Source organism: Mycolicibacterium diernhoferi (genome assembly GCF_019456655.1).
GTDB lineage: Bacteria > Actinomycetota > Actinomycetes > Mycobacteriales > Mycobacteriaceae > Mycobacterium > Mycobacterium diernhoferi.
Genome location: NZ_CP080332.1, coordinates 757,221 through 775,245, shown reverse-complemented (window position 1 = coordinate 775,245; position 18,025 = coordinate 757,221). Strand labels below are relative to the sequence as shown.

The following is an 18,025-nucleotide window of genomic DNA, read 5'->3' as shown; positions in this document are numbered from 1 at the left end:
AAAGTTTGCCGCCATGGACAACATCAGGGGTAAGACCATCGCGATCACCGGCGCCGCCCGCGGCATCGGTTATGCCACCGCAAAGGCGCTGCTGGCCCGCGGTGCCCGCGTCGTCATCGGCGACCGTGACGTCGCGCTGCAGGAATCGGCCGTCGTCGAACTCACCAAGCTCGGGCAGGTCTCCGGCTACCCGCTCGACGTGACCGACCGGGAGTCCTTCGAGACCTTCCTGGACAAGGCCCGCACCGACGGTGGCGGCCACATCGACGTGCTGATCAACAATGCCGGTGTGATGCCGGTCGGCGCCTTCCTGGACGAGACCGAGCAGTCCATCCGCTCGTCGCTGGAGGTCAACGTCTACGGCGTGCTCACCGGCTGCCAGCTGGCGCTGCCGCAGATGGTCAAGCGCCGCAGCGGGCACGTCATCAACATCGCCTCGCTGTCCGGGCTCATCCCGCTGCCCGGCCAGGTGGTCTACGTCGGCGCCAAGTACGCCGTGGTCGGGCTGTCCACCGCGCTGGCCGACGAGATGGCCCCGCACGGTGTGCACGTCTCGGTGATCATGCCGCCGTTCACCAACACCGAGCTGATCTCGGGCACCAAGTCCGGTGGCGCGATCAAGCCCGTCGAACCCGAGGACATCGCGGCAGCCATCGTCAAGACCCTGGACAAGCCCAAGACGCACGTGTCGGTGCCCGCCCCGCTGCGGTTCACCGCGCAGGCCGCCCAGATGCTGCCGCCGAAGGGTCGCCGCGCCATGAACAAGGCGCTCGGCCTGGACAACGTGTTCCTGGACTTCGACAAGGACAAGCGCAAGGCCTACGAGGATCGCGCCCGGGCCGCCCAGGGCGTCATCGACTCCGACGGCAAGTAACCAGAGCCCTCGAATCGCGCGAAATGGTCGTTCCCGCCGGCGGCGGAGCGACCATTTCGCGTATCTCGGGGGGTGTCAGCCGAAGTCCGGAACCGGGCTGCCGTCGCGGTAGGCCTCGATCGCATCCAGGTGCGCGAACAACTGGGGGTGGGTGAACGGATGCTGCGCCGTGGTGCCGACCAGCACCACCCGGACGATCGCCCCGTCCTCGGCCGCATCCAGCCACAGCGAGGTCACCGGCAGCCCGTCGGCCACCTCCGCGCCGGACGGCTCGAAGAACCACACCGCGTAGTCGTCGTTGGACTCTTCCTCGTCGAAGGTCCAGCCGCGCGCGGTGATCCGCTCGTCGAACTCCGCGAGATCGGCGACGATCCCGTCCGGGATGGCGGCCAGCTGATCCATGATCACCGCGGGAACCCGGGCGGCCGACTGCCGCTTCTTGCGGCGGGCCTTCTTCGCATCTCCGCGTTTGGACACCGCTAGCTCAGCGCCTGGTCCAGGTCGGCGAGCAGATCCTCGGTGCCCTCCAGGCCGACCGAGATCCGCACCACGCCGTCGCCCAGCCCGATCGCCGCACGCCCTTCCGGCCCCATCGCCCGGTGGGTGGTGGTGGCCGGATGGGTGATCAGCGATTTGGCGTCGCCCAGGTTGTTCGAGATGTCGATGACACGCAGCTTGTCGAGCACCTCGAAGGCCTTGTCCTTGCCGCCATCCAGTTCGAAGGTGACCACGGTGCCACCGCCACGCATCTGGCGCTTGGCCAGATCGAACTGCGGATGCGACTCCAGGAACGGGTATTTCACCCAGTTCACCGACTTCTGGCCTTCCAGGAACTCGGCCACCCGGTGCGCGGAGCGGTTCGAGTAATCCACCCGGACGGCAAGCGTCTCAAGGCCTTTGAGCAACGTCCAGGCGTTGAACGCACTGATCGCCGGACCGGTGTGGCGCATCAGCGTCTGCACCGGGCCGTCGATGTACTCCTTGTCGCCCAGGATCGCCCCGCCGAGCACCCGGCCCTGCCCGTCGATGTGCTTGGTGCCCGAGTACACGACGACGTCGGCGCCCATCGGCATCCCCTGCTGCAGCAGCGGTGTGGCAAACACATTGTCCAGCACCACCTTCGCGCCGGCGGCATGCGCCAGTTCGGAGACCGCCGCGATGTCGACCAGCGACTGCATCGGGTTGGACGGGGTCTCGAAGAAGACCGCCTGGGTGGGCTTGCTGAGCGCCTCTTCCCACTGCGAGAGGTCGTCGCCGTCGACGAAGACGGTCTCCACACCCCAGCGCGGCAGGATCTCGTTGCACACCACGAAACACGACCCGAACAGGCTGCGGGCGGCGACCAGCCGGTCCCCGGCGCTCAGCAGCGCGCCGAGCGCGGTGAACACCGCCGCCATGCCGGTCGCGGTCGCGAAGGCCGCGGGCGCACCCTCGATCAGGCGCAGCCGCTCCTCGAACATGGTGATGGTCGGGTTGCCGTACCGCGAGTACACGTAGCGGTCGATCTCGCCGGTGAAGGCCTTCTCGGCGTCGGCCGCGCTGGCGTAGACGTACCCCGAGTTCAGATAGAGCGCCTCGGCGGTCTCCTCGAAATTCGACCGCAGCAGGCCACCGCGTACCCCGATGGTGGCCTGGCTGACGCCGTCGGGCAGGGGTGCGGGAATGCGCACAGAAGGCACGGATGGAACGTCACTCATGCTTGTCTCGCTCTTTTTCTGGCTCTGTTGCTAGCTCTGTTTCCAAGGCAGCCCGACGGCCTTCCAGCCGGTCGAACCGCGGTGGCCGTTCTCGTCGAGGTTGCCCTCGAACCCGTCGAGCACGTTGTAGGACGGCCCGATGCCGGCGTCGGTGGCGGCGATGGCCGAGCCGATGGACCGGTTACCGGATCGGCACAGGAACACCACCGCGCGCTCCCCGGGAGCGATACCGGCCCTGCCCAGGTCGTCGATGAAGTTGTCGTTGTGCGATCCGTCGGTCCTGGTCCATTCGACATAGACCACGTCGCGGCGCAGCGGGCTCAGATCGGGGACGCCCACGAAGCGCCACTCGGCCTCGGTGCGGCAGTCGACGAGCACGGCTTCGGGGTTGGCGGACAGCAGCTCCCATGCCTGCTCGGGCGTGATGTCTCCGGCGTAGCCCGGACGATCGGATGTGGACACCCCAATACCGTAACGGCTAGGCCGGTCCCTCCGAACACACCTTCCAGGCACCGTCCTCGCGGACGAACGTCATGTCGACGGTGATTTCGGTGTCCCCGGCGTCCTCGTCGTCCCCGAAGTGGTACTTGACCTTGGCGGTCGCCCGGTCACCGTCCACCTCGACATTGCCCGCTCCGTCGACGTACCGCTCACCGCGTGCGGCGGCGGATTCCCGCTGCCTGGCCAGGATCTCTTGCTCGGTGCCGCGCTGCGCGGCGCAGGTGCTCGCCACGAAGGCCTGGTAGTCCTGGCGCTGCAGCGCGTCGTTCTGGGCGACGACGGCCCGGCCGATCTGCTCGGGGTCGCCGTCACCGTCGCCACGATTGATCACAAGAATCGCGGTGATCACAATGACGATGATGGCCAGGGCGAAGAGGAACGGCGTCGCCGTCGGCCTGTCCCGGTCTGCTGGATCCTGACTCACGACTGCCAGAGCCTACGCAGCGACACCGCGGTCCGTTGCGCACGGTCCCGGGCCACCGTGACATCGGGTGCCGTGGCGACGGCCGCCCCGAGCCGGTGGCGGCCGTCGGTCTCGTCGAGCCGGTCGAAGAGCACCACGTCGCTCTCGGCCACGTCGAGGGTCTCGGACAGAATGGCCAGCGCGTCGGGCCGCTTGGTCACCGTCCTCGCCGGCCCGTCCGCGTAGCCGATCTCGGCCGCCCCCGGAGAGATCATGATGGTGTCCACGGGCAGGCCCAGGATGGCGCGGGCGTGCAGGTCGAATTGGGAGAGCCGCTGGGTCCGTTGGGTCAGCAGGCCGGTGTCGCCGGGCTGGGGCCGCACGTCCGTGAAGTACACCTCGTCCCCGCGCACCAGTAATTCCACCGCGAACACACCACGCCCGCCGAGCGAGTTGACGATGCGGGCGGCGATCGACTTGGCGGCGTCCGATGCCGCGGGGCTGAGCCGGTGCGGCTGCCAGGTCGCCAGCGTGCCACCGGCGTCCCGGTGCCCGATCGGTTCACAGAAGCGCACGGACGGGCCGGTGGCACCGATGGTGCGCACGGTCAGCAGGGTGACCTCGTCGTCGACGTCCACCACGGTCTCGGCCATCACCCGGTTGGGGGTGGTGACCGTGCCCGCCGCGATCGCCCGGTTCCACGCCGGCTGCACATCCTCGGGGCGCAGCAGCACCGAACGGCCGTCCCCCGTTGCGCCCGCCACCGGCGTCACGGTCAGCGGGAACCCGGCGTGCTCGGCGATCGCGGACAGTTCCCCGGCCGAGCCCGCGAACCAGAACGGGGCGGTCGGCAGGCCGAGTTCGTCGGCGGCCAGCCGGCGCAGGCCCTCACGGTCCAGACTGAGCCGGACGGCCCGCGGGGTGGGAAAGATCTCGACACCGCCGGCTTGTGTCTCCCACCCATCGATGGCGATCACACCGGCCTGGTCGACCAGGTAATCCGGGCGTTCCCGCTCGACCACCGCTGCCAGCGCATCCGGATCGTTCATCGTCACCACGGCGTGGCGATCGGCCACCCGGTGCGCGGGCGCATCGGCGTCACCGTCCACCGCGACGACGGTCGCACCGAGCCGCTGAAAGGCCAGGGCCAGTTCACGGCTCATCTCACCGGACCCCAGCAGCATCACCACTGGACCGGCCGAATTGCTTGTGTTGTCCGCCTCGTTAGCCATCGCGCAACCAGCCTGCCAGATTCTGGGCTCAATCGTCGTCGGCAGCGCGGAACTCGCGCATGGCCGCCACGAGCGCGGCGAGAACGCGGTGCGCGGCCTGCAGGTCGTCGTCGGGCAGCCCCGCCAGCGCATGGGAGTTGAGCTGCTGCAACGGGGCGAAGAAACTGCGCGCCACCGCCAGGCCGTGGTCGTCGTAGCGCAGGATGACCTTGCGGCGGTCGTGGGCATGCGCCTCGCGCCGCAGGTGTCCCGACGCGATCATCCGTTCCACCAGGTAGGTGATGGCTGCGCCGGAGGTACCCATCAGCTTGCGCAGCTCACCCGCGGTCAGCGGGGTGCCCGCGGCGTCGGCGACCATCACATGCAAAAGAGCCCGGAAGTCGTTTACGGCGACGTTGTTGCGGGTAGCAAAGTCCCGACCGATCTGTTCGGACTCAGCGGTCAACGCACGCACGTCGGCCGCGATCTGCTGCTCGAGGGCCTCGCGTTCCTGCATCCGGCGAGCATATACCGAAATTTCATTTGCTTAATTATTAAGAATCTGAAATATTATGATGATGTCCGGTCGCATCTCCTGGGTTCTGGCGTTGTTGGTACTCGTGATTTCCGGCGGATTGCTGGGCGCCCTCAGCGGGTCCGACGCCGCTTCCCAGTCTCCGGTCTCGGTGCCCGCCTCCGCGGAATCCGCGCGGGTCGATGCGTTGCGCGCGGAATTCCCCGGTGGCGATATGGCGCCGGCCATCATCGTGTTCACCCGGGAGGACGGTGCCCCGCTCAGCCCCGCCGACGTGGCCGCGGCCGGTCCGGGCGCCCAGGTGTCCGAAGACGGATTGGCCGCCGTGTCGGTCAGCCCGCTGCCGGCCGACCTGTCCGGGTTCGACCTCGACCAGGCGATCCAGGATCTGCGCGCCGGCACCGCCGACGGGCTGCCCGATGGGCTGCGCGCCGAGGTGACCGGCGGGCCGGCCTTCGGCGCGGATATCGCCAACTCCTTTGCCGGAGCCAACTTCACGCTGCTCGCCGTCACGGCGGCGGTGGTGGCACTGTTGCTCATCATCACCTACCGTTCCCCGGTGCTGTGGCTGGTTCCGCTGCTGGTGATCGCCTTCGCCGACCGGGTCGGATCGGTGGTGGGCACCGCCGTCGCGTCGGGCTTCGGCCTGAACCCCGACGGTTCGACCAGCGGTATCACCAGCGTGCTGGTGTTCGGCGCGGGGACCAACTATGCACTGCTGCTCATCTCGCGCTACCGCGAGGAGTTGGCCACCCGGGCCGACCACCGCGAGGCACTGCGCGTGGCCACCCGCGCGGCCGGGCCGGCCATCCTGGCCAGTAACGCCACCGTCGTGCTGGCCCTGCTCACCCTGACGTTCGCCACCGCGCCGAGCAACCGCAGCCTCGGTGTGCAGGCCGCCGCCGGTCTGGTGGTCGCGGCGATCTTCGTGCTGCTGGTCCTGCCGCCGTTCCTCGGACTGTTCGGCAAGAAGCTGTTCTGGCCGTTCATCCCGCAGGTCGGCGACAAGGCCCTGACCGACAACGGTGTCTGGCACCGGGTCGCCGCCTGGGTCGCCAAACGCCCCGCGTGGGTGGCCGCCGGGGCACTGTCCGCGCTGGTCGCGTTGTGCTTCGGCCTGCTCAGCACCCCGGTCGGGTTGTCCCAGACCGAACAGTTCCGGGTGCAGGCGGAGTCGGTGAGGGGTTATGACACGCTGTCCCAACACTTCCCGAGCGGCCTCACCGATCCCGCCGTGGTGATCGCACCCAGCGCCGATGCCGAGGCGATCGGTCGCGCCATCTCGGATACCCCGGGTGTGGTCTCGGCCCGTCCGGCCGGTGAGTCCAGTACCGGGCTGACCCAGTGGTCGGTGGTCCTGGAAGCCGCACCGGCCTCCGATGAGGCCTTCGATACCGTTGATGCGTTGCGTAATTCGGTGCACTCGGTGAACGCCGATGCGCTGGTGGGCGGATCGGACGCCAAGGCGCGCGATTCCGCGACGGCCGCGCAGCGGGACCGGATGGTGGTCATCCCGGCCATCCTGGCGGTGGTTCTGGCGGTGCTCTTCGTGCTGCTGCGGTCCGTCCTGGCGCCGCTGATCCTGGTCGCGGTGACCGTGCTCAGTTCCGTGGCGGCCCTGGGCCTCGGCGGATGGGCGAGCGTGCACCTGTTCGGATTCCCGGCGCTGGACAACAGCACTCCGCTGTTCGCGTTCCTGTTCCTGGTCGCGCTCGGCGTGGACTACACGATCTTCCTGGTGACCCGGGCCCGCGAGGAGACACCGGAATTCGGCACCCGGCAGGGCATCGTGCGTGCCGTCTCCGCGACCGGTGCGGTGATCACCAGCGCCGGCATCGTGCTGGCCGCGGTGTTCTGTGTGCTCGGTGTGCTGCCGCTGATCGTGCTGACGCAGCTCGGCATCATCGTCGGTCTGGGCATCCTGCTGGACACCTTCGTGGTGCGGACGGTGATCATTCCGGCGCTGTTCACACTGATCGGGCCGCGCATCTGGTGGCCGGGGTTGCGCGCCGACGCGTAGCGTGGGTTCATGACGTCCAGCGAGAAGCCGAAGTCGGATCGCGCATGACCCAGCAGCTGTTGCCACCGGTCCATATGCGGCGCAACGGCTTCGACCCGGTCCCCGAACTCGGTGAGATCCGGGAGCGGGACGGTGTGCGATCGGTCGTCAGTGCCATCGGCAACACGGTGTACCTCGTTACCCGGCACGACGACGTCAAGGCGGTGCTGGCCGATCACGAGCACTTCGGCAATGCCCGCCCGCCGGGTTTCCGGTTGCCCGGTGCCCCGGAGATGTCGGACGACGAGGCGGCCGCCGCGCGGGCGGGCAACCTGCTCGGCCAGGATCCGCCCGAGCACCAGCGGTTACGCCGGCTGCTGACGCCGGAGTTCACCATCCGGCGGATGAAGCGTCTGGAGCCGCGGATCGCCGAGATCGTCGACGAGCACCTGGACGCGATGGCCGCCGTCGGGCCGCCCGTCGACCTGATCTCCCAATTCGCCTTGCCGGTACCGTCGTTGGTGATCTGCGAGTTGCTGGGCGTGCCGTACCACGACCGTGCGGACTTCCAGGACCGCTCGGCCCGCCAGCTCGATCTGTCGCTTCCTCTCGCCGAGCGGATGGAGCTGCAACAGCAGAGCCGGGCCTATATGCACAGCCTGGTCTCCCGGGCCCGGCGAACGCCGGGCGAGGACATCCTCGGCATGCTCATCGGTGAGCACGGCGATGAACTCAACGATGACGAACTCGTGGGCATCGCCGGACTGTTGCTGCTCGCCGGCCACGAGACGACATCGAACATGCTGGGGCTGGGCACGTTGGCCCTGTTGCGCCGGCCCGAGCAGGCGGCACTGTTACGCGACGACCCGGACGCCGTCGGACCCGCGATGGAGGAGCTGCTGCGGTATCTGTCGGTGGTCCATCACGCCATCCCGCGATTCGTCACCGCCGATGTCGAGGTGGCCGGCGTGAGCATCCCCGCAGGCTCGCTGGTGTTCGCATCGCTGCCGGCCGGCAATCGAGATCCGTCCTTCATCGACCGGCCCGACGAGCTGGATCTGCGCCGCGGTGCTCCCGGACATCTGGCGTTCGGCCATGGCGTCCATCACTGCCTGGGCGCGCCGCTGGCCCGGATGGAGATGCGGATCGCCTTCCCCGCGCTGCTGCGCCGCTTCCCCACCCTGGCCTTGGCCGGGCCGTTCGAGGATGTCGAGTTCCGCGATTTCCACTTCATCTACGGTCTACGGTCGCTATCAGTGAGGTGGTGACGATGAAAGTGGAAGCCGATTACGACAGCTGCATCACCGCGGGCAACTGCGTGATGGTGGCCGGTGCGGTGTTCGATCAGGACGACGACGGTGTGGTGGTGGTGCTCACCGAGGACGTGCCCGAGGGCGAAGAGGAACATGCCCGCGAAGCCGTGAAGCTGTGCCCGGCTTCGGCGTTGCGACTTAGATAGCTGCATGCAGTGGTTCCTGCCGGCGGCCGAGCGAGGCAACCCGGACACCGTCATCGACCACGCCAATGGCATCGGGTACTCACGCGGCAACCTGGCCCGGCCGTTGATCCACGGCACGGTCTACTTCGCCGAGTTGCTCAGATGCATCAACGCCGCCGGCGATGGGGATCTCATCTGGTTCACCGACTGGCAGAGCAACGCCGACCAGCGACTCGACGACGGCCCGGACAGCGAACTGCTGACCGTGCTCGGTGCCGCGATCGCCCGCGGGGCCGACGTGCGAGCCCTGGTGTGGCGCTCGCATTCCCCGCTGCTGGGCTACTCCGCCGACGAGCACCGCGATCTCGGTGAGGCCCTGCAGAAGCTCGGCGGCGACGTACTGCTGGACATGCGGGTCCGCCGGAGCGGTGCGCACCACCAGAAGTTCGTGGTGATCCGGTACGGCGCCGATCCCAGCCGCGACACCGCCTTCGTCGGCGGGATCGACCTGTGTCACGGACGCCGTGACGACGCCGCCCACGCCGGCGACCCGCAGGCCGACGAGATCGCCGCCGAGTACGGTCCGCGACCGCCCTGGCACGACGTCCAGGTCGCCATCCAGGGGCCCGCGGTGCACGACGTGGAGACGGTGTTCCGGGAACGCTGGGATGACTCCTGCCCGACCACCCGCAATCCGGTCCGGCTGCTGCGTGATGCCGCATCCAAACTCGATGACGAACGCCGGCCGTTACCCCCACAGGCGCCGCCGCCCCCGGCCGTCGAGGACGGCACACACGCCGTGCAGTTGTTGCGCACCTATCCGCGGCTCGGGCCCGGATGGAAATACGATTTCGCGCGCAACGGGGAACGCTCGGTCGCCCGCGGGTACACCCGGGCCATCGGCAAGACCCACCGGATGATCTACCTGGAGGACCAGTTCCTGTGGGGCGCCGAGATGAGCTCGGTGCTCGTGGAAGCGCTGGAGCGAAACCCCGAGCTGCGCTTGATCGCCGTGCTGCCGCAGTTCCCCGACGAGGACGGCTGGTTCGCCCGCGACCCGCAGATCCTCGGCCGGATCCGGGGTGTGATGCAGGTGATCCTGGCCGCGCCGGAGCGGGTGGCCTTCTTCGGTCTGGAAAACCATGCCGGCACACCGGTTTACGTGCACGCGAAGGTCTGTGTGCTGGACGATCATTGGGTGTCGATCGGCTCTGACAACTTCTGCCGGCGGTCCTGGACGAACGATTCGGAACTCACGGCGGCCATCATCGACGAGGCCGGCGAGGAGGACGGGTTGGCCCGGCGGCTGCGGTTGGCGCTGGCCGCCGAACATCTGGACGCGGATCCTTCCTCCGATGCGGTCGACGGGTGTGCCGATCCCGTCGAGATGTTCCGTCGCTACAGCGATTCCGCGGATGCGCTGGATGCGTGGCACCGCTCGGGCCGGGCCGGTACGCGTCCGCCCGGACGGCTGCGGCGACTACCCGAACCGAAGCTGAGCATTCCCCGGCAGCTGTTCGCCGCGCCGTTGTACCGATACCTGCACGACCCGGACGGCCGCGCCCTGCGGATGCGGGTACGAAAGGAGTTCTGAGACAAGGAGTCTGTCAGTCCGCCAGGTTCAACGAGTAATGCCCGGGCCCGGTTTCGAAGCAGTACGAAAGACCTGAAACCGGTCGCGTTGGCCTGCTGGGCTGCCGCTTTGCATGCCGCCCGGTTCGTCCCGAAGTCGATATACTTGTCCGCGTTGGCCACGGCAGCGCCGGCAAGAGACATCGATGCGGTCACCGCTCCGAGAAGGAGCAGTCGTTGCCATTCGACCACGTCAGAATCCCCCTCGCGCTTAACTTTTGGAACTAACCTTCGGCACTCTACCCGCGCGGTCACGAGTACCGGCACAGTTATCCACAGGCAGGAAAAATCTCTCCACCACTTGTCGGCGGCCCGAGTACTATCGAAAGTATGTTCGATAGGGTCGGGTTGGCGGGGATGAGCGATGAACAGCTCATCTCCGCGTTGACGGACGCGACCCGGTCGGAGGCCATGGCGGCCGCGGATCGGCTGGCCCTGGTCGCCGAGGTCACCGCACGCCAGTGCGATGACGAGGATGACGTGATCGCCCATCAGGTGGTCGATGGGTGGGCGTTCGCGAAGGCGCAGGTGAGTGCGGCCTGCAATCTCAGTCCGCATGCAGCCTCGACTCAGATGCGCATCGGGGTGGCGCTGCGGGATCGGCTGCCGCGCACCGCGGCGTTGTTCGGGTCGGGGGCGGTGTCGGCGAGAGTGATCGGGGAGATCACCTGGCGCACCCATCTGGTGACCGACGAGGATGCGTTGGCGTTGATCGATGCCGCGATCGCCGCAGAAGCCACCGAGTACGGGGCGTTGTCGGAAGCCGCGCTGATCCGGGCGGTGGATTTGTGGGTGGAGAAGTTCGACCCGATCGCGGTGATCCGGTCCAAGGCCGCCGCCAAAGACCTCTACGTCGAGTTCGACGACCGTGATGACCCCAACGGGGTCTGCTCGTTCTGGGGACGGCTGCGGGCGACTGACAAGCAGGCCCTGCAGCAGCGCCTCAATGATCTCGCGGACACCGTGTGCGCCAATGATCCGCGCACCGTGCGGGAACGCCGCGCCGACGCCCTGGGTGCCCTCGGCATCGTCGGGCCGTCGCTGCAGCGGTTGACCTGCCGATGCGGGGACCCGGGCTGTGCGGGAAGCGGGAAAGATCCGCGGTCGATGGCGGTGAACATCTACATGCTGGCCGATCAGGTGCCCGGTGCCGATGCGAGGCCCGCCCCACAGACCGGGCCTGGGCCGACGCCCACGGGTGAGCCCGGGCCCGAAGGGCCTGAGCCGGAGCCTGAACCAGCTCCTGGACCAGATGGCCCTGAGCGGCCCGCTGCGCAGACACCGACGCCCGCCGAGTCCGATCCGACGCCCGCCGTGGACCCCGCGGCGCACGTGCCATTCAATTCCCGGCCCGTGGCCACTTTCGCCGGGGCGGGCGTCGGGGTGATGCTCGACGGCACCGTCATCCCGGCGGCCATGCTGGCCGACCTCATCGCCACCGGCGCCAAGGTCCGGCCCCTGCGCGAGGTCGCCGACCTGCCCACTGAACGCCAATACCGGCCCTCCACGGCGCTGACCGCGTTCGTGCGGATGTGTTCGCAGACCTGTAGCTTCCCCGGCTGCTCGAAACCGGCGCACCGCTGCGATCTGGACCACCTGATCCCGTGGCCGGCAGGGGCCACCCACCCGGGCAACCTGCGTCCGCTCTGCCGTGAACATCATCTGGTGAAAACATTCCGCTCCGGCCCGAACGGCTGGACCGTCAAAGCACGCCCCGACGGCGCCACAGAATGGACCTCGCCCACCGGGCACACCTATGTCAGCACCCCGGGCGCGGCGATCCTGTTCCCGCACTGGAACATCCACACCACCGTCCCGCCGCCACGACACATCAGCCTCATCCACGACGATCACAGCAGCGCCAAGATGCCCACCCGGCAACGCACCCGCGCCCAAGACCGCGCACACCGCATCAACGCCGAACACACCCGCAACGCAACCGAACTCGCCCTCGCGTCAGCAGCGAAGGACCACAACCAGGACCGCATCACCAACGGCGCCACCGCACCACCGGACATCTTCGACAGCCAGACCACCAACGCCGCGGACCCGGACCCGCCACCCTTCTAGTGCGGCTCCCCCGCCCTGGAATCGTGCAGGTCGATCAACCCGGCCCGCATCAGCAGCACGATGCTGACCACCAGCACCCAAATCGGGAACGCCAGCGTCAGCCACATGGAGAGGTCACTGGAAACCAGAAGGCCCACCGCGGCAACATAAGTCCCGATCACCAGCCAGCGCGGCATCAGCCCCGTCTTCAACCAGATGGTGGCAAGCGACATCATGAAGACCGCAGCCATCCGCACCGCGTACGTCGTCGTGACCGTGAGCAGAACCATCTGCCCGAACGCTGCCACATCGGGATGGGCAGCGGCGTCGCCGCCTTCCAGCCCGGCGCCGACCCCGGCTGCCACGAACATCATGGCCAGGAACAGCAACCCACTGCCGATGAACACCGTGGTGAAGAACTTGTCCTCAAAGCGGCCGAATCCATCACGCACCACGCCCATGAACCACAGAAACGCGATGCCCGCGAACGGCATGATCCGTGCGGCAATCCCGAGATACGTACTACCCGGAGTCAACCACTGGGCACCCGGCTCGGCGCCCTCGGGCAGCGCGAGCCGAATCAAGACCAGCGCGGTCCCGAGGAGCAACGCGAACAACACACCGGCCACCGCGGCGGCACGGGGTGTGGTGAGCCTGCGAAGGGGCCGGTCGCGCGACACGACTACGGCTGCCCGGGAAGCAATCTGATCATCAGGCCGTTGGCCTCGGCAAGCAGCTTGCCATCCGCATCGCGCAGATCGGCATTCACAAAAGCCTTGCGGTCCTCGGCTTCTCGCAGCCATCCGGTAGCAGTCAGCGGAACGTCGATCGGCGTGATGGCCCGGTAGTCGACGTGCAGGAACGCGGTACGGCTGATCGGCCGGCCGGTCGCGTGGATCACCATGCCGAACATCGAGTCGAACAACAGCGGCAACACCCCGCCGTGCACGGCCCTGTTGCCACCGACGTGATACCGGCTGAACTGCACCGACAATTCGATGCCCTCGGGCTCGAACTTGGTGACGTGCCACGGCGGCATCAACAGGCTTCCCGCGCCGGGCAGGTCGGGCACCCGGTTGGCCGGCCCGACCCCTTCGGCGGCCTGGTGCGGTTCCAGCAGGGCGACCAGCTTCTCGACGTCGTCGGCGGCCTCTTCCCAGGTCGCGGTGTCCGGGTTCACCGAAACCGCCAGATCCTGCAGCCGCCGCGTCGCGGCGAGAAAGCGCTCGAATCCCGGGCCCGGCTCGGCGGCCTCGAACACCGGGAATCCACCGTGGCGGTCGTACTCGGGATCGACGCGCCGCGGATCGAGTCCGTAGTCGGTCACGCCAGGATGTCCCGGCGCACGATGGTCTGATCGCGACCGGGGCCCACACCGATACACGAGACCTGCGCTCCGGCAAGCTCTTCCAAGCGCAGCACGTAATCCCGCGCGTTCGCCGGCAACTCTTCGAAGGTGCGGCAGGAGCTGATGTCCTCCCACCAGCCCGGCAGCTCTTCGTAGATCGGCTCGGCACGCTGAATGTCGGCCTGCGTCATCGGCATCTCGTCGGTGCGCTTGCCGTCGACCGTGTACCCCACGCATACCGGAACGGTCTCCAGGCTGGACAGCACGTCGAGTTTGGTCAGGAAGTAATCGGTGATGCCATTGACCCGGGTGGCGTAACGGGCGATGACCGCGTCGAACCAGCCGCAGCGTCGCGCCCGGCCCGTCGTCACACCGACCTCGCCACCGGTCTTGGCCAGGTATGCGCCGTGCTCGTCGAACAGCTCGGTCGGGAATGGGCCCGAACCGACACGGGTGGTGTACGCCTTGAGGATGCCCAGCACGGTGGTGATCCGGGTGGGTCCGATGCCGGAACCGACGGCAGCCCCGCCGGCAGTCGGGTTCGAGGACGTCACGAACGGATAGGTGCCGTGGTCGACGTCGAGCAGGGTGCCCTGCGACCCCTCCAGCAGCACCGTCTCGCCCTGCTCCAGCGCCTCGTTGAGCAGCAGGCGGGCATCGGCGATGCGGTGCTTGAACCCCTCGGCCTGGGCCAGCAGACTGTCCAGCACCTCGGTGGCGTCGAGCGCCTTGCGGTTGTAGATCTTGACCAGCACCTGGTTCTTGAAGTCCAGGGCGGCCTCGATCTTGGCGGCCAGCTGCTCCTCGTCGAGGACATCGGCGACCCGGATACCGATCCGGGCGATCTTGTCCTGGTAGCAGGGCCCGATCCCGCGTCCGGTGGTGCCGATCTTCTTGCTGCCCATGTAGCGCTCGGTCACCTTGTCGATGGCGACGTGGTACGGCATGAGCAGGTGAGCGTCGGCGGAGATCAACAGGCGCGAGGTGTCGACGCCGCGGTCCTCCAGCCCGGATAGCTCGGTCAGCAGCACGCCCGGGTCGACCACGACACCGTTGCCGATGACGTTGGTGACACCCGGGGTGAGGATGCCCGAGGGGATCAGGTGCAGGGCGAAGTTCTCACCGGTCGGTAGCACCACGGTATGACCCGCGTTGTTACCGCCCTGGTAGCGAACTACCCATTGGACACGTCCACCGAGTAGGTCGGTGGCCTTTCCTTTGCCCTCGTCGCCCCACTGAGCGCCGATGAGCACGATTGCCGGCATGGCATTTCTCCCGCTTAAAGTGATGCAGCCGGTGACCCACCCTATCCGAGCGCAGCCATAGGAGAGGCCTTGACCACCACACACGGCGAACAAGACCTGATCGTGTTGTGCTTCCACGGACGTCGTATCCCCCGCGCTTTGGGCTCTTTACCTGCGCTTACGGTCGGCGAGGGGGACGATTTCACCCCGGCGCTGCAGGCCCGGCGAGTCGTCGTAATCGGGACCGATGCGGACCTCGCGGCGGTGCTGACCAAGCTGATGAAGACCGATCGGCTGGCCGTCGAGGTGGCCTACGTACCCCGGTGGCGGACCGCCGCCACCCGTGCCTACGGGCTGCCGACGGGCCGGCGAGCCGCCCGCGCCGCGCGCTCGCGGCCGGCGACCCGGGCACCGCTGATTCGTGACGATTCCGGGCGGGCACTGGTGGGCGTGGGGCTCTGGGTCGGCCAGACAGGCCCGGAGAAGGGCACACCGCCGGCCCAGCTGCACGGCGAGGCGGTCGTCGATGACGAGGTGCTGTTCGACGGTGAGGTGACGGCCGTGCGGATCGAGCCGATCGGCACCCAGCCGGGCCTGCGGGCATCGGTGCTGTCGCCGCGCATGCGCCCCCGGCGCTGGGTGGTCGGCCGGGCTGCGCAGCTCGGGACGACCGGGGCATTCGTGGTGCGCGACGGCGACCTGAACACCCGGACGGTGCGCCGGTCGACGTTCTACCGACACACGGAAGGGTGGCTGGCCGTCCGGTGACGAGCGCAGCGAGGAGGCCGGGCGCATCCAACACCGTCCGGTGACGAGCGCAGCGAGGAGGCCGGGCGCATCCAACACCGTCCGGTGACGAGCGCAGCGAGGAGGCCGGGCCGGGCAAGCCGGTAGCGTCGACACGTGAACATCCGTCCGCTGCACCAGTCGGTACTCCCCAGCCCGGTCTTTCTGGGGATCGTCGCCCTCACCCTCGCCGGAGGGGTGCTGGCCTGGTTCTGCGGGGATGAGATCGGCCCGCTGTCCTACGTGGCGGTATTCGTTCTCGTGGTGGCGGGCTGGCTGGTGTCGCTGTGCCTGCACGAGTTCGGGCACGCCTACACCGCGTGGAAGTTCGGCGACCACGACATCGCGGTGCGCGGCTACCTCACCCTGAACCCTCTGAAGTACACCCACCCGATGCTCTCGCTGGGCCTGCCGCTGCTGTTCATCGCCCTGGGCGGCATCGGCCTGCCCGGCGGTGCGGTCTATGTGCGGACGTCGTGGATGACGCCGCGGCAGCGCACCCAGGTCAGCCTGGCCGGTCCCCTGGCCAACGCGGTGCTGGCCGTGCTGCTGCTGGCGGCGGTGAGCCTGTTCTACGACCGCGCGCACGGGGTGTTCTGGGCCGGGCTCGCGTTCCTGGGCTTCCTCCAGGTCACCGCCGTCCTGCTGAACCTGCTGCCGGTTCCCGGGCTGGACGGGTACGGCGCGCTCGAACCGCACCTCAAACCGGAGACCCAGCGCTCGCTGGAACCGGTCAAGGGCTGGGGTTTCCTGATCCTGCTGATCGTGCTGATCGTGCCGCAGCTCAACCAGCTGTTCTTCGGCGCGGTGTTCTGGTTCGTCGACCTGGCGGGGGTGCCCAGCCCGCTGGTGTCCATCGGCAGTGGGCTGACCCGGTTCTGGTCCGCCTGGCTCTGAGTCTTGCAACATATGCGTAAGTACGCATATATTCGGCTGTATGGGAGCCGGACACGATCACAGCCACAGTCACGGCAGTGGTGACACCCGCGTCAGCCGGATGATCATCGGCGCGGCGGTCCTGGGCACGTTCTTCGTGCTGGAACTCGTCACCGCGCTGATGATCAACTCGATCGCGCTGCTCGCCGACGCCGGCCACATGCTCACCGATCTGGTCGCCATGTTCATGGGCCTGACCGCCGTGCTGCTGGCCCGGCGCGGGTCCACCTCCGCGGCCCGGACCTACGGCTGGCATCGCGCCGAGGTGTTCACCGCCGTCGCCAACGCCGCCCTGCTGCTCGGGGTCGCCGGATTCATCCTGTACGAGGCTTTCGAACGCCTCGGGAACGCACCCGAGGTGCCGGGCGTACCGCTGATCGTGGTCGCCCTGGCCGGGCTCGCCGCCAACGCCGTCGTGATGCTGCTACTGCGGTCGGACTCCGAACGCAGCCTGGCCGTCAAGGGCGCCTACATGGAGGTGGTCGCCGACACCGTCGGCAGCATCGGCGTGCTGATCGCCGGCATCGTCACCGTCACCACCAGCTGGCCGTACGCCGACGTCGTCGTCGCCGTGTTGGTCGCGCTGTGGGTGCTGCCCCGCGCCTTCGCCCTCGCCCGGTCCGCGCTGCGCATCCTCAGCGAGTCCTCCCCCGCCCACATCGACGTCGACGAACTGCGCTCGGCACTGTGCGCCGTGCCCGGCGTCACCGAGGTGCACGATCTGCACGTGTGGACGCTGGTGCCCGGCAAGGACATGGCGACCGCCCATCTGACCAGCGCGGGCGACACCGCACGAGTGCTGGTCGACGCCCGGGCCGTGTTGGCCGCGCGCGGTCTCGAACACGCCACCGTCCAGGTCGAACCGCCGGGCGGTGTCGGCGAGTGCGGCGTGAAGAACTGCTAGTTCACTCCGAGCGCGGCACGGGCAGTCGGGTCGCAGTCGTCGAGGAGATCGAGGCAGCGGGCGTACTCGGGCGTCTCGCCGATCTCCTGGGCGGCGCGCGCCAGGGCGGCCACGCAACGCAGGAACCCGCGATTCGGTTCGTGCGAGTAGGGCACCGGGCCGAAGCCCTTCCAGCCGTTGCGGCGCAACTGGTCCAGCCCGCGGTGATATCCGGTCCGGGCGTAGGCGTAGGCGGCCACCGGCTGATCCTCGGCCAGCGCGTGCTCGGCGAGCGACGCCCAGGCCACCGACGCACTCGGGTGCGCGGCGGCGACGATGGCCGGTTTCTCGCCGGCTTCCAACTCGCCTTCCGCTTCCGTATCACCCGGTAGCAGCACCGGATCTGGCCCCAGTAAGTCGCCCATACGCGTCATAGGCCTATTGTGCCGTGCGGGCGGATGCCGCCAGTGATTAGGCTGGTGCAGAAGT

General features: G+C 68.3%; 19 protein-coding genes. 9 read left to right on the top strand and 10 right to left on the bottom strand.

Features of this window, described 5'->3' with window-relative positions:
• The first annotated feature begins 13 nt into the window (after positions 1–13).
• Entirely contained in the window at positions 14–874 is an 861-nt protein-coding gene (locus tag K0O62_RS03630; RefSeq protein ID WP_073855725.1) for an SDR family oxidoreductase, read from the top strand.
• Between the two features lie 75 nt (positions 875–949).
• On the opposite strand, the gene K0O62_RS03625 is transcribed toward K0O62_RS03630, so the two are convergent.
• The 6 genes from K0O62_RS03625 to K0O62_RS03600 are packed head-to-tail and all read right to left on the bottom strand — an operon-like array spanning position 950 to position 5,203.
• Positions 950–1,351, bottom strand: a complete 402-nt coding sequence (locus K0O62_RS03625; RefSeq protein WP_073855724.1) for a hypothetical protein — start codon at positions 1,349–1,351, stop codon at positions 950–952.
• A gap of 2 nt (positions 1,352–1,353) precedes the next feature.
• The gene (locus tag K0O62_RS03620) at positions 1,354–2,571 is read right to left on the bottom strand and encodes an O-succinylhomoserine sulfhydrylase (protein WP_073855723.1); all 1,218 of its coding nucleotides are present in this window, start codon (positions 2,569–2,571) and stop codon (positions 1,354–1,356) included.
• Positions 2,572–2,601: 30 nt separating this feature from the next.
• On the bottom strand, positions 2,602–3,033 hold the full coding sequence (locus K0O62_RS03615; protein WP_073855722.1) for a rhodanese-like domain-containing protein: 432 nt from the start codon (positions 3,031–3,033) through the stop codon (positions 2,602–2,604).
• A 16-nt stretch (positions 3,034–3,049) separates the two neighbouring features.
• Complete coding sequence (locus K0O62_RS03610; protein WP_079244375.1) at positions 3,050–3,496, bottom strand: Rv0361 family membrane protein; 447 nt, start codon at positions 3,494–3,496, stop codon at positions 3,050–3,052.
• On the bottom strand, positions 3,493–4,707 hold the full coding sequence (gene purT / locus K0O62_RS03605) for a formate-dependent phosphoribosylglycinamide formyltransferase (protein WP_073855720.1): 1,215 nt from the start codon (positions 4,705–4,707) through the stop codon (positions 3,493–3,495). Before purT ends, K0O62_RS03610 begins: the two co-directional genes overlap by 4 nt.
• 28 nt (positions 4,708–4,735) lie before the next feature.
• Entirely contained in the window at positions 4,736–5,203 is a 468-nt protein-coding gene (locus K0O62_RS03600) for a MarR family winged helix-turn-helix transcriptional regulator (protein WP_073855719.1), read from the bottom strand.
• A 61-nt stretch (positions 5,204–5,264) separates the two neighbouring features.
• On the opposite strand from K0O62_RS03600, the gene K0O62_RS03595 reads away from it, so the two are divergent.
• The 5 genes from K0O62_RS03595 (at position 5,265) to K0O62_RS03575 (ending at position 12,360) form a co-directional block, all read left to right on the top strand.
• A complete protein-coding gene (locus tag K0O62_RS03595) occupies positions 5,265–7,241 on the top strand; it encodes an MMPL family transporter (RefSeq protein ID WP_073855792.1) in 1,977 nt (658 codons plus the stop codon).
• A 44-nt stretch (positions 7,242–7,285) separates the two neighbouring features.
• The gene (locus K0O62_RS03590) at positions 7,286–8,488 is read left to right on the top strand and encodes a cytochrome P450 (protein WP_073855718.1); all 1,203 of its coding nucleotides are present in this window, start codon (positions 7,286–7,288) and stop codon (positions 8,486–8,488) included.
• A 2-nt stretch (positions 8,489–8,490) separates the two neighbouring features.
• Positions 8,491–8,679: a ferredoxin gene (locus K0O62_RS03585; RefSeq protein ID WP_073855717.1), complete on the top strand. Its 189-nt coding sequence runs from the start codon at positions 8,491–8,493 to the stop codon at positions 8,677–8,679.
• Between the two features lie 4 nt (positions 8,680–8,683).
• A complete protein-coding gene (locus K0O62_RS03580) occupies positions 8,684–10,252 on the top strand; it encodes a phospholipase D family protein (protein ID WP_073855716.1) in 1,569 nt (522 codons plus the stop codon).
• A gap of 368 nt (positions 10,253–10,620) precedes the next feature.
• Positions 10,621–12,360: an HNH endonuclease signature motif containing protein gene (locus K0O62_RS03575; RefSeq protein ID WP_083603700.1), complete on the top strand. Its 1,740-nt coding sequence runs from the start codon at positions 10,621–10,623 to the stop codon at positions 12,358–12,360.
• Here K0O62_RS03575 and K0O62_RS03570 read toward each other — a convergent pair.
• The 3 genes from K0O62_RS03570 to K0O62_RS03560 form a co-directional block, all read right to left on the bottom strand.
• Positions 12,357–12,959, bottom strand: coding sequence for a hypothetical protein (locus tag K0O62_RS03570; RefSeq protein WP_234800031.1), 603 nt, complete (start codon positions 12,957–12,959; stop codon positions 12,357–12,359). The two genes, K0O62_RS03575 and K0O62_RS03570, sit on opposite strands and share 4 nt — an antisense overlap.
• A 62-nt stretch (positions 12,960–13,021) precedes the next feature.
• Complete coding sequence (locus K0O62_RS03565; protein ID WP_073855713.1) at positions 13,022–13,666, bottom strand: PaaI family thioesterase; 645 nt, start codon at positions 13,664–13,666, stop codon at positions 13,022–13,024.
• Positions 13,663–14,952 (bottom strand): adenylosuccinate synthase, encoded by a 1,290-nt coding sequence (locus K0O62_RS03560; protein WP_073855712.1) that lies wholly within the window; start codon positions 14,950–14,952, stop codon positions 13,663–13,665. The genes K0O62_RS03565 and K0O62_RS03560 overlap by 4 nt, the downstream gene beginning before the upstream one ends.
• Before the next feature lie 69 nt (positions 14,953–15,021).
• Here K0O62_RS03560 and K0O62_RS03555 point away from each other — a divergent pair, with 69 nt between their 5' ends.
• The 3 genes from K0O62_RS03555 to K0O62_RS03545 all read left to right on the top strand — a co-directional run bounded on the left by K0O62_RS03555 (position 15,022) and on the right by K0O62_RS03545 (position 17,557).
• Positions 15,022–15,699, top strand: a complete 678-nt coding sequence (locus tag K0O62_RS03555; protein WP_073855711.1) for a peptidase M50 — start codon at positions 15,022–15,024, stop codon at positions 15,697–15,699.
• 135 nt (positions 15,700–15,834) lie between these two features.
• Positions 15,835–16,614 carry a site-2 protease family protein gene (locus K0O62_RS03550; protein ID WP_073855710.1) on the top strand — a complete coding sequence of 260 codons (780 nt, stop codon included), beginning with the start codon at positions 15,835–15,837 and terminating at the stop codon, positions 16,612–16,614.
• Positions 16,615–16,654: 40 nt separating this feature from the next.
• Complete coding sequence (locus K0O62_RS03545) at positions 16,655–17,557, top strand: cation diffusion facilitator family transporter (protein WP_073855709.1); 903 nt, start codon at positions 16,655–16,657, stop codon at positions 17,555–17,557.
• On the opposite strand, the gene K0O62_RS03540 is transcribed toward K0O62_RS03545, so the two are convergent.
• Positions 17,554–17,970, bottom strand: a complete 417-nt coding sequence (locus tag K0O62_RS03540) for a DUF3151 domain-containing protein (RefSeq protein WP_073855708.1) — start codon at positions 17,968–17,970, stop codon at positions 17,554–17,556. The genes K0O62_RS03545 and K0O62_RS03540 overlap by 4 nt on opposite strands.
• Between the last annotated feature and the right edge of the window lie 55 nt (positions 17,971–18,025).

What these genes read in the sequence shown, in the direction of transcription:
- K0O62_RS03540 (WP_073855708.1), bottom strand. Translation starts at nt 17,970, where the DNA reads ATGACGCGTATGGGCGACTTACTGGGGCCAGATCCGGTGCTGCTACCG.
- K0O62_RS03580 (WP_073855716.1), top strand. Translation starts at nt 8,684, where the DNA reads ATGCAGTGGTTCCTGCCGGCGGCCGAGCGAGGCAACCCGGACACCGTC.
- K0O62_RS03575 (WP_083603700.1), top strand. Translation starts at nt 10,621, where the DNA reads ATGTTCGATAGGGTCGGGTTGGCGGGGATGAGCGATGAACAGCTCATC.
- purT (WP_073855720.1), bottom strand. Translation starts at nt 4,707, where the DNA reads ATGGCTAACGAGGCGGACAACACAAGCAATTCGGCCGGTCCAGTGGTG.
- K0O62_RS03545 (WP_073855709.1), top strand. Translation starts at nt 16,655, where the DNA reads ATGGGAGCCGGACACGATCACAGCCACAGTCACGGCAGTGGTGACACC.
- K0O62_RS03585 (WP_073855717.1), top strand. Translation starts at nt 8,491, where the DNA reads ATGAAAGTGGAAGCCGATTACGACAGCTGCATCACCGCGGGCAACTGC.
- K0O62_RS03595 (WP_073855792.1), top strand. Translation starts at nt 5,265, where the DNA reads ATGTCCGGTCGCATCTCCTGGGTTCTGGCGTTGTTGGTACTCGTGATT.
- K0O62_RS03560 (WP_073855712.1), bottom strand. Translation starts at nt 14,952, where the DNA reads ATGCCGGCAATCGTGCTCATCGGCGCTCAGTGGGGCGACGAGGGCAAA.
- K0O62_RS03630 (WP_073855725.1), top strand. Translation starts at nt 14, where the DNA reads ATGGACAACATCAGGGGTAAGACCATCGCGATCACCGGCGCCGCCCGC.
- K0O62_RS03600 (WP_073855719.1), bottom strand. Translation starts at nt 5,203, where the DNA reads ATGCAGGAACGCGAGGCCCTCGAGCAGCAGATCGCGGCCGACGTGCGT.
- K0O62_RS03590 (WP_073855718.1), top strand. Translation starts at nt 7,286, where the DNA reads ATGACCCAGCAGCTGTTGCCACCGGTCCATATGCGGCGCAACGGCTTC.
- K0O62_RS03620 (WP_073855723.1), bottom strand. Translation starts at nt 2,571, where the DNA reads ATGAGTGACGTTCCATCCGTGCCTTCTGTGCGCATTCCCGCACCCCTG.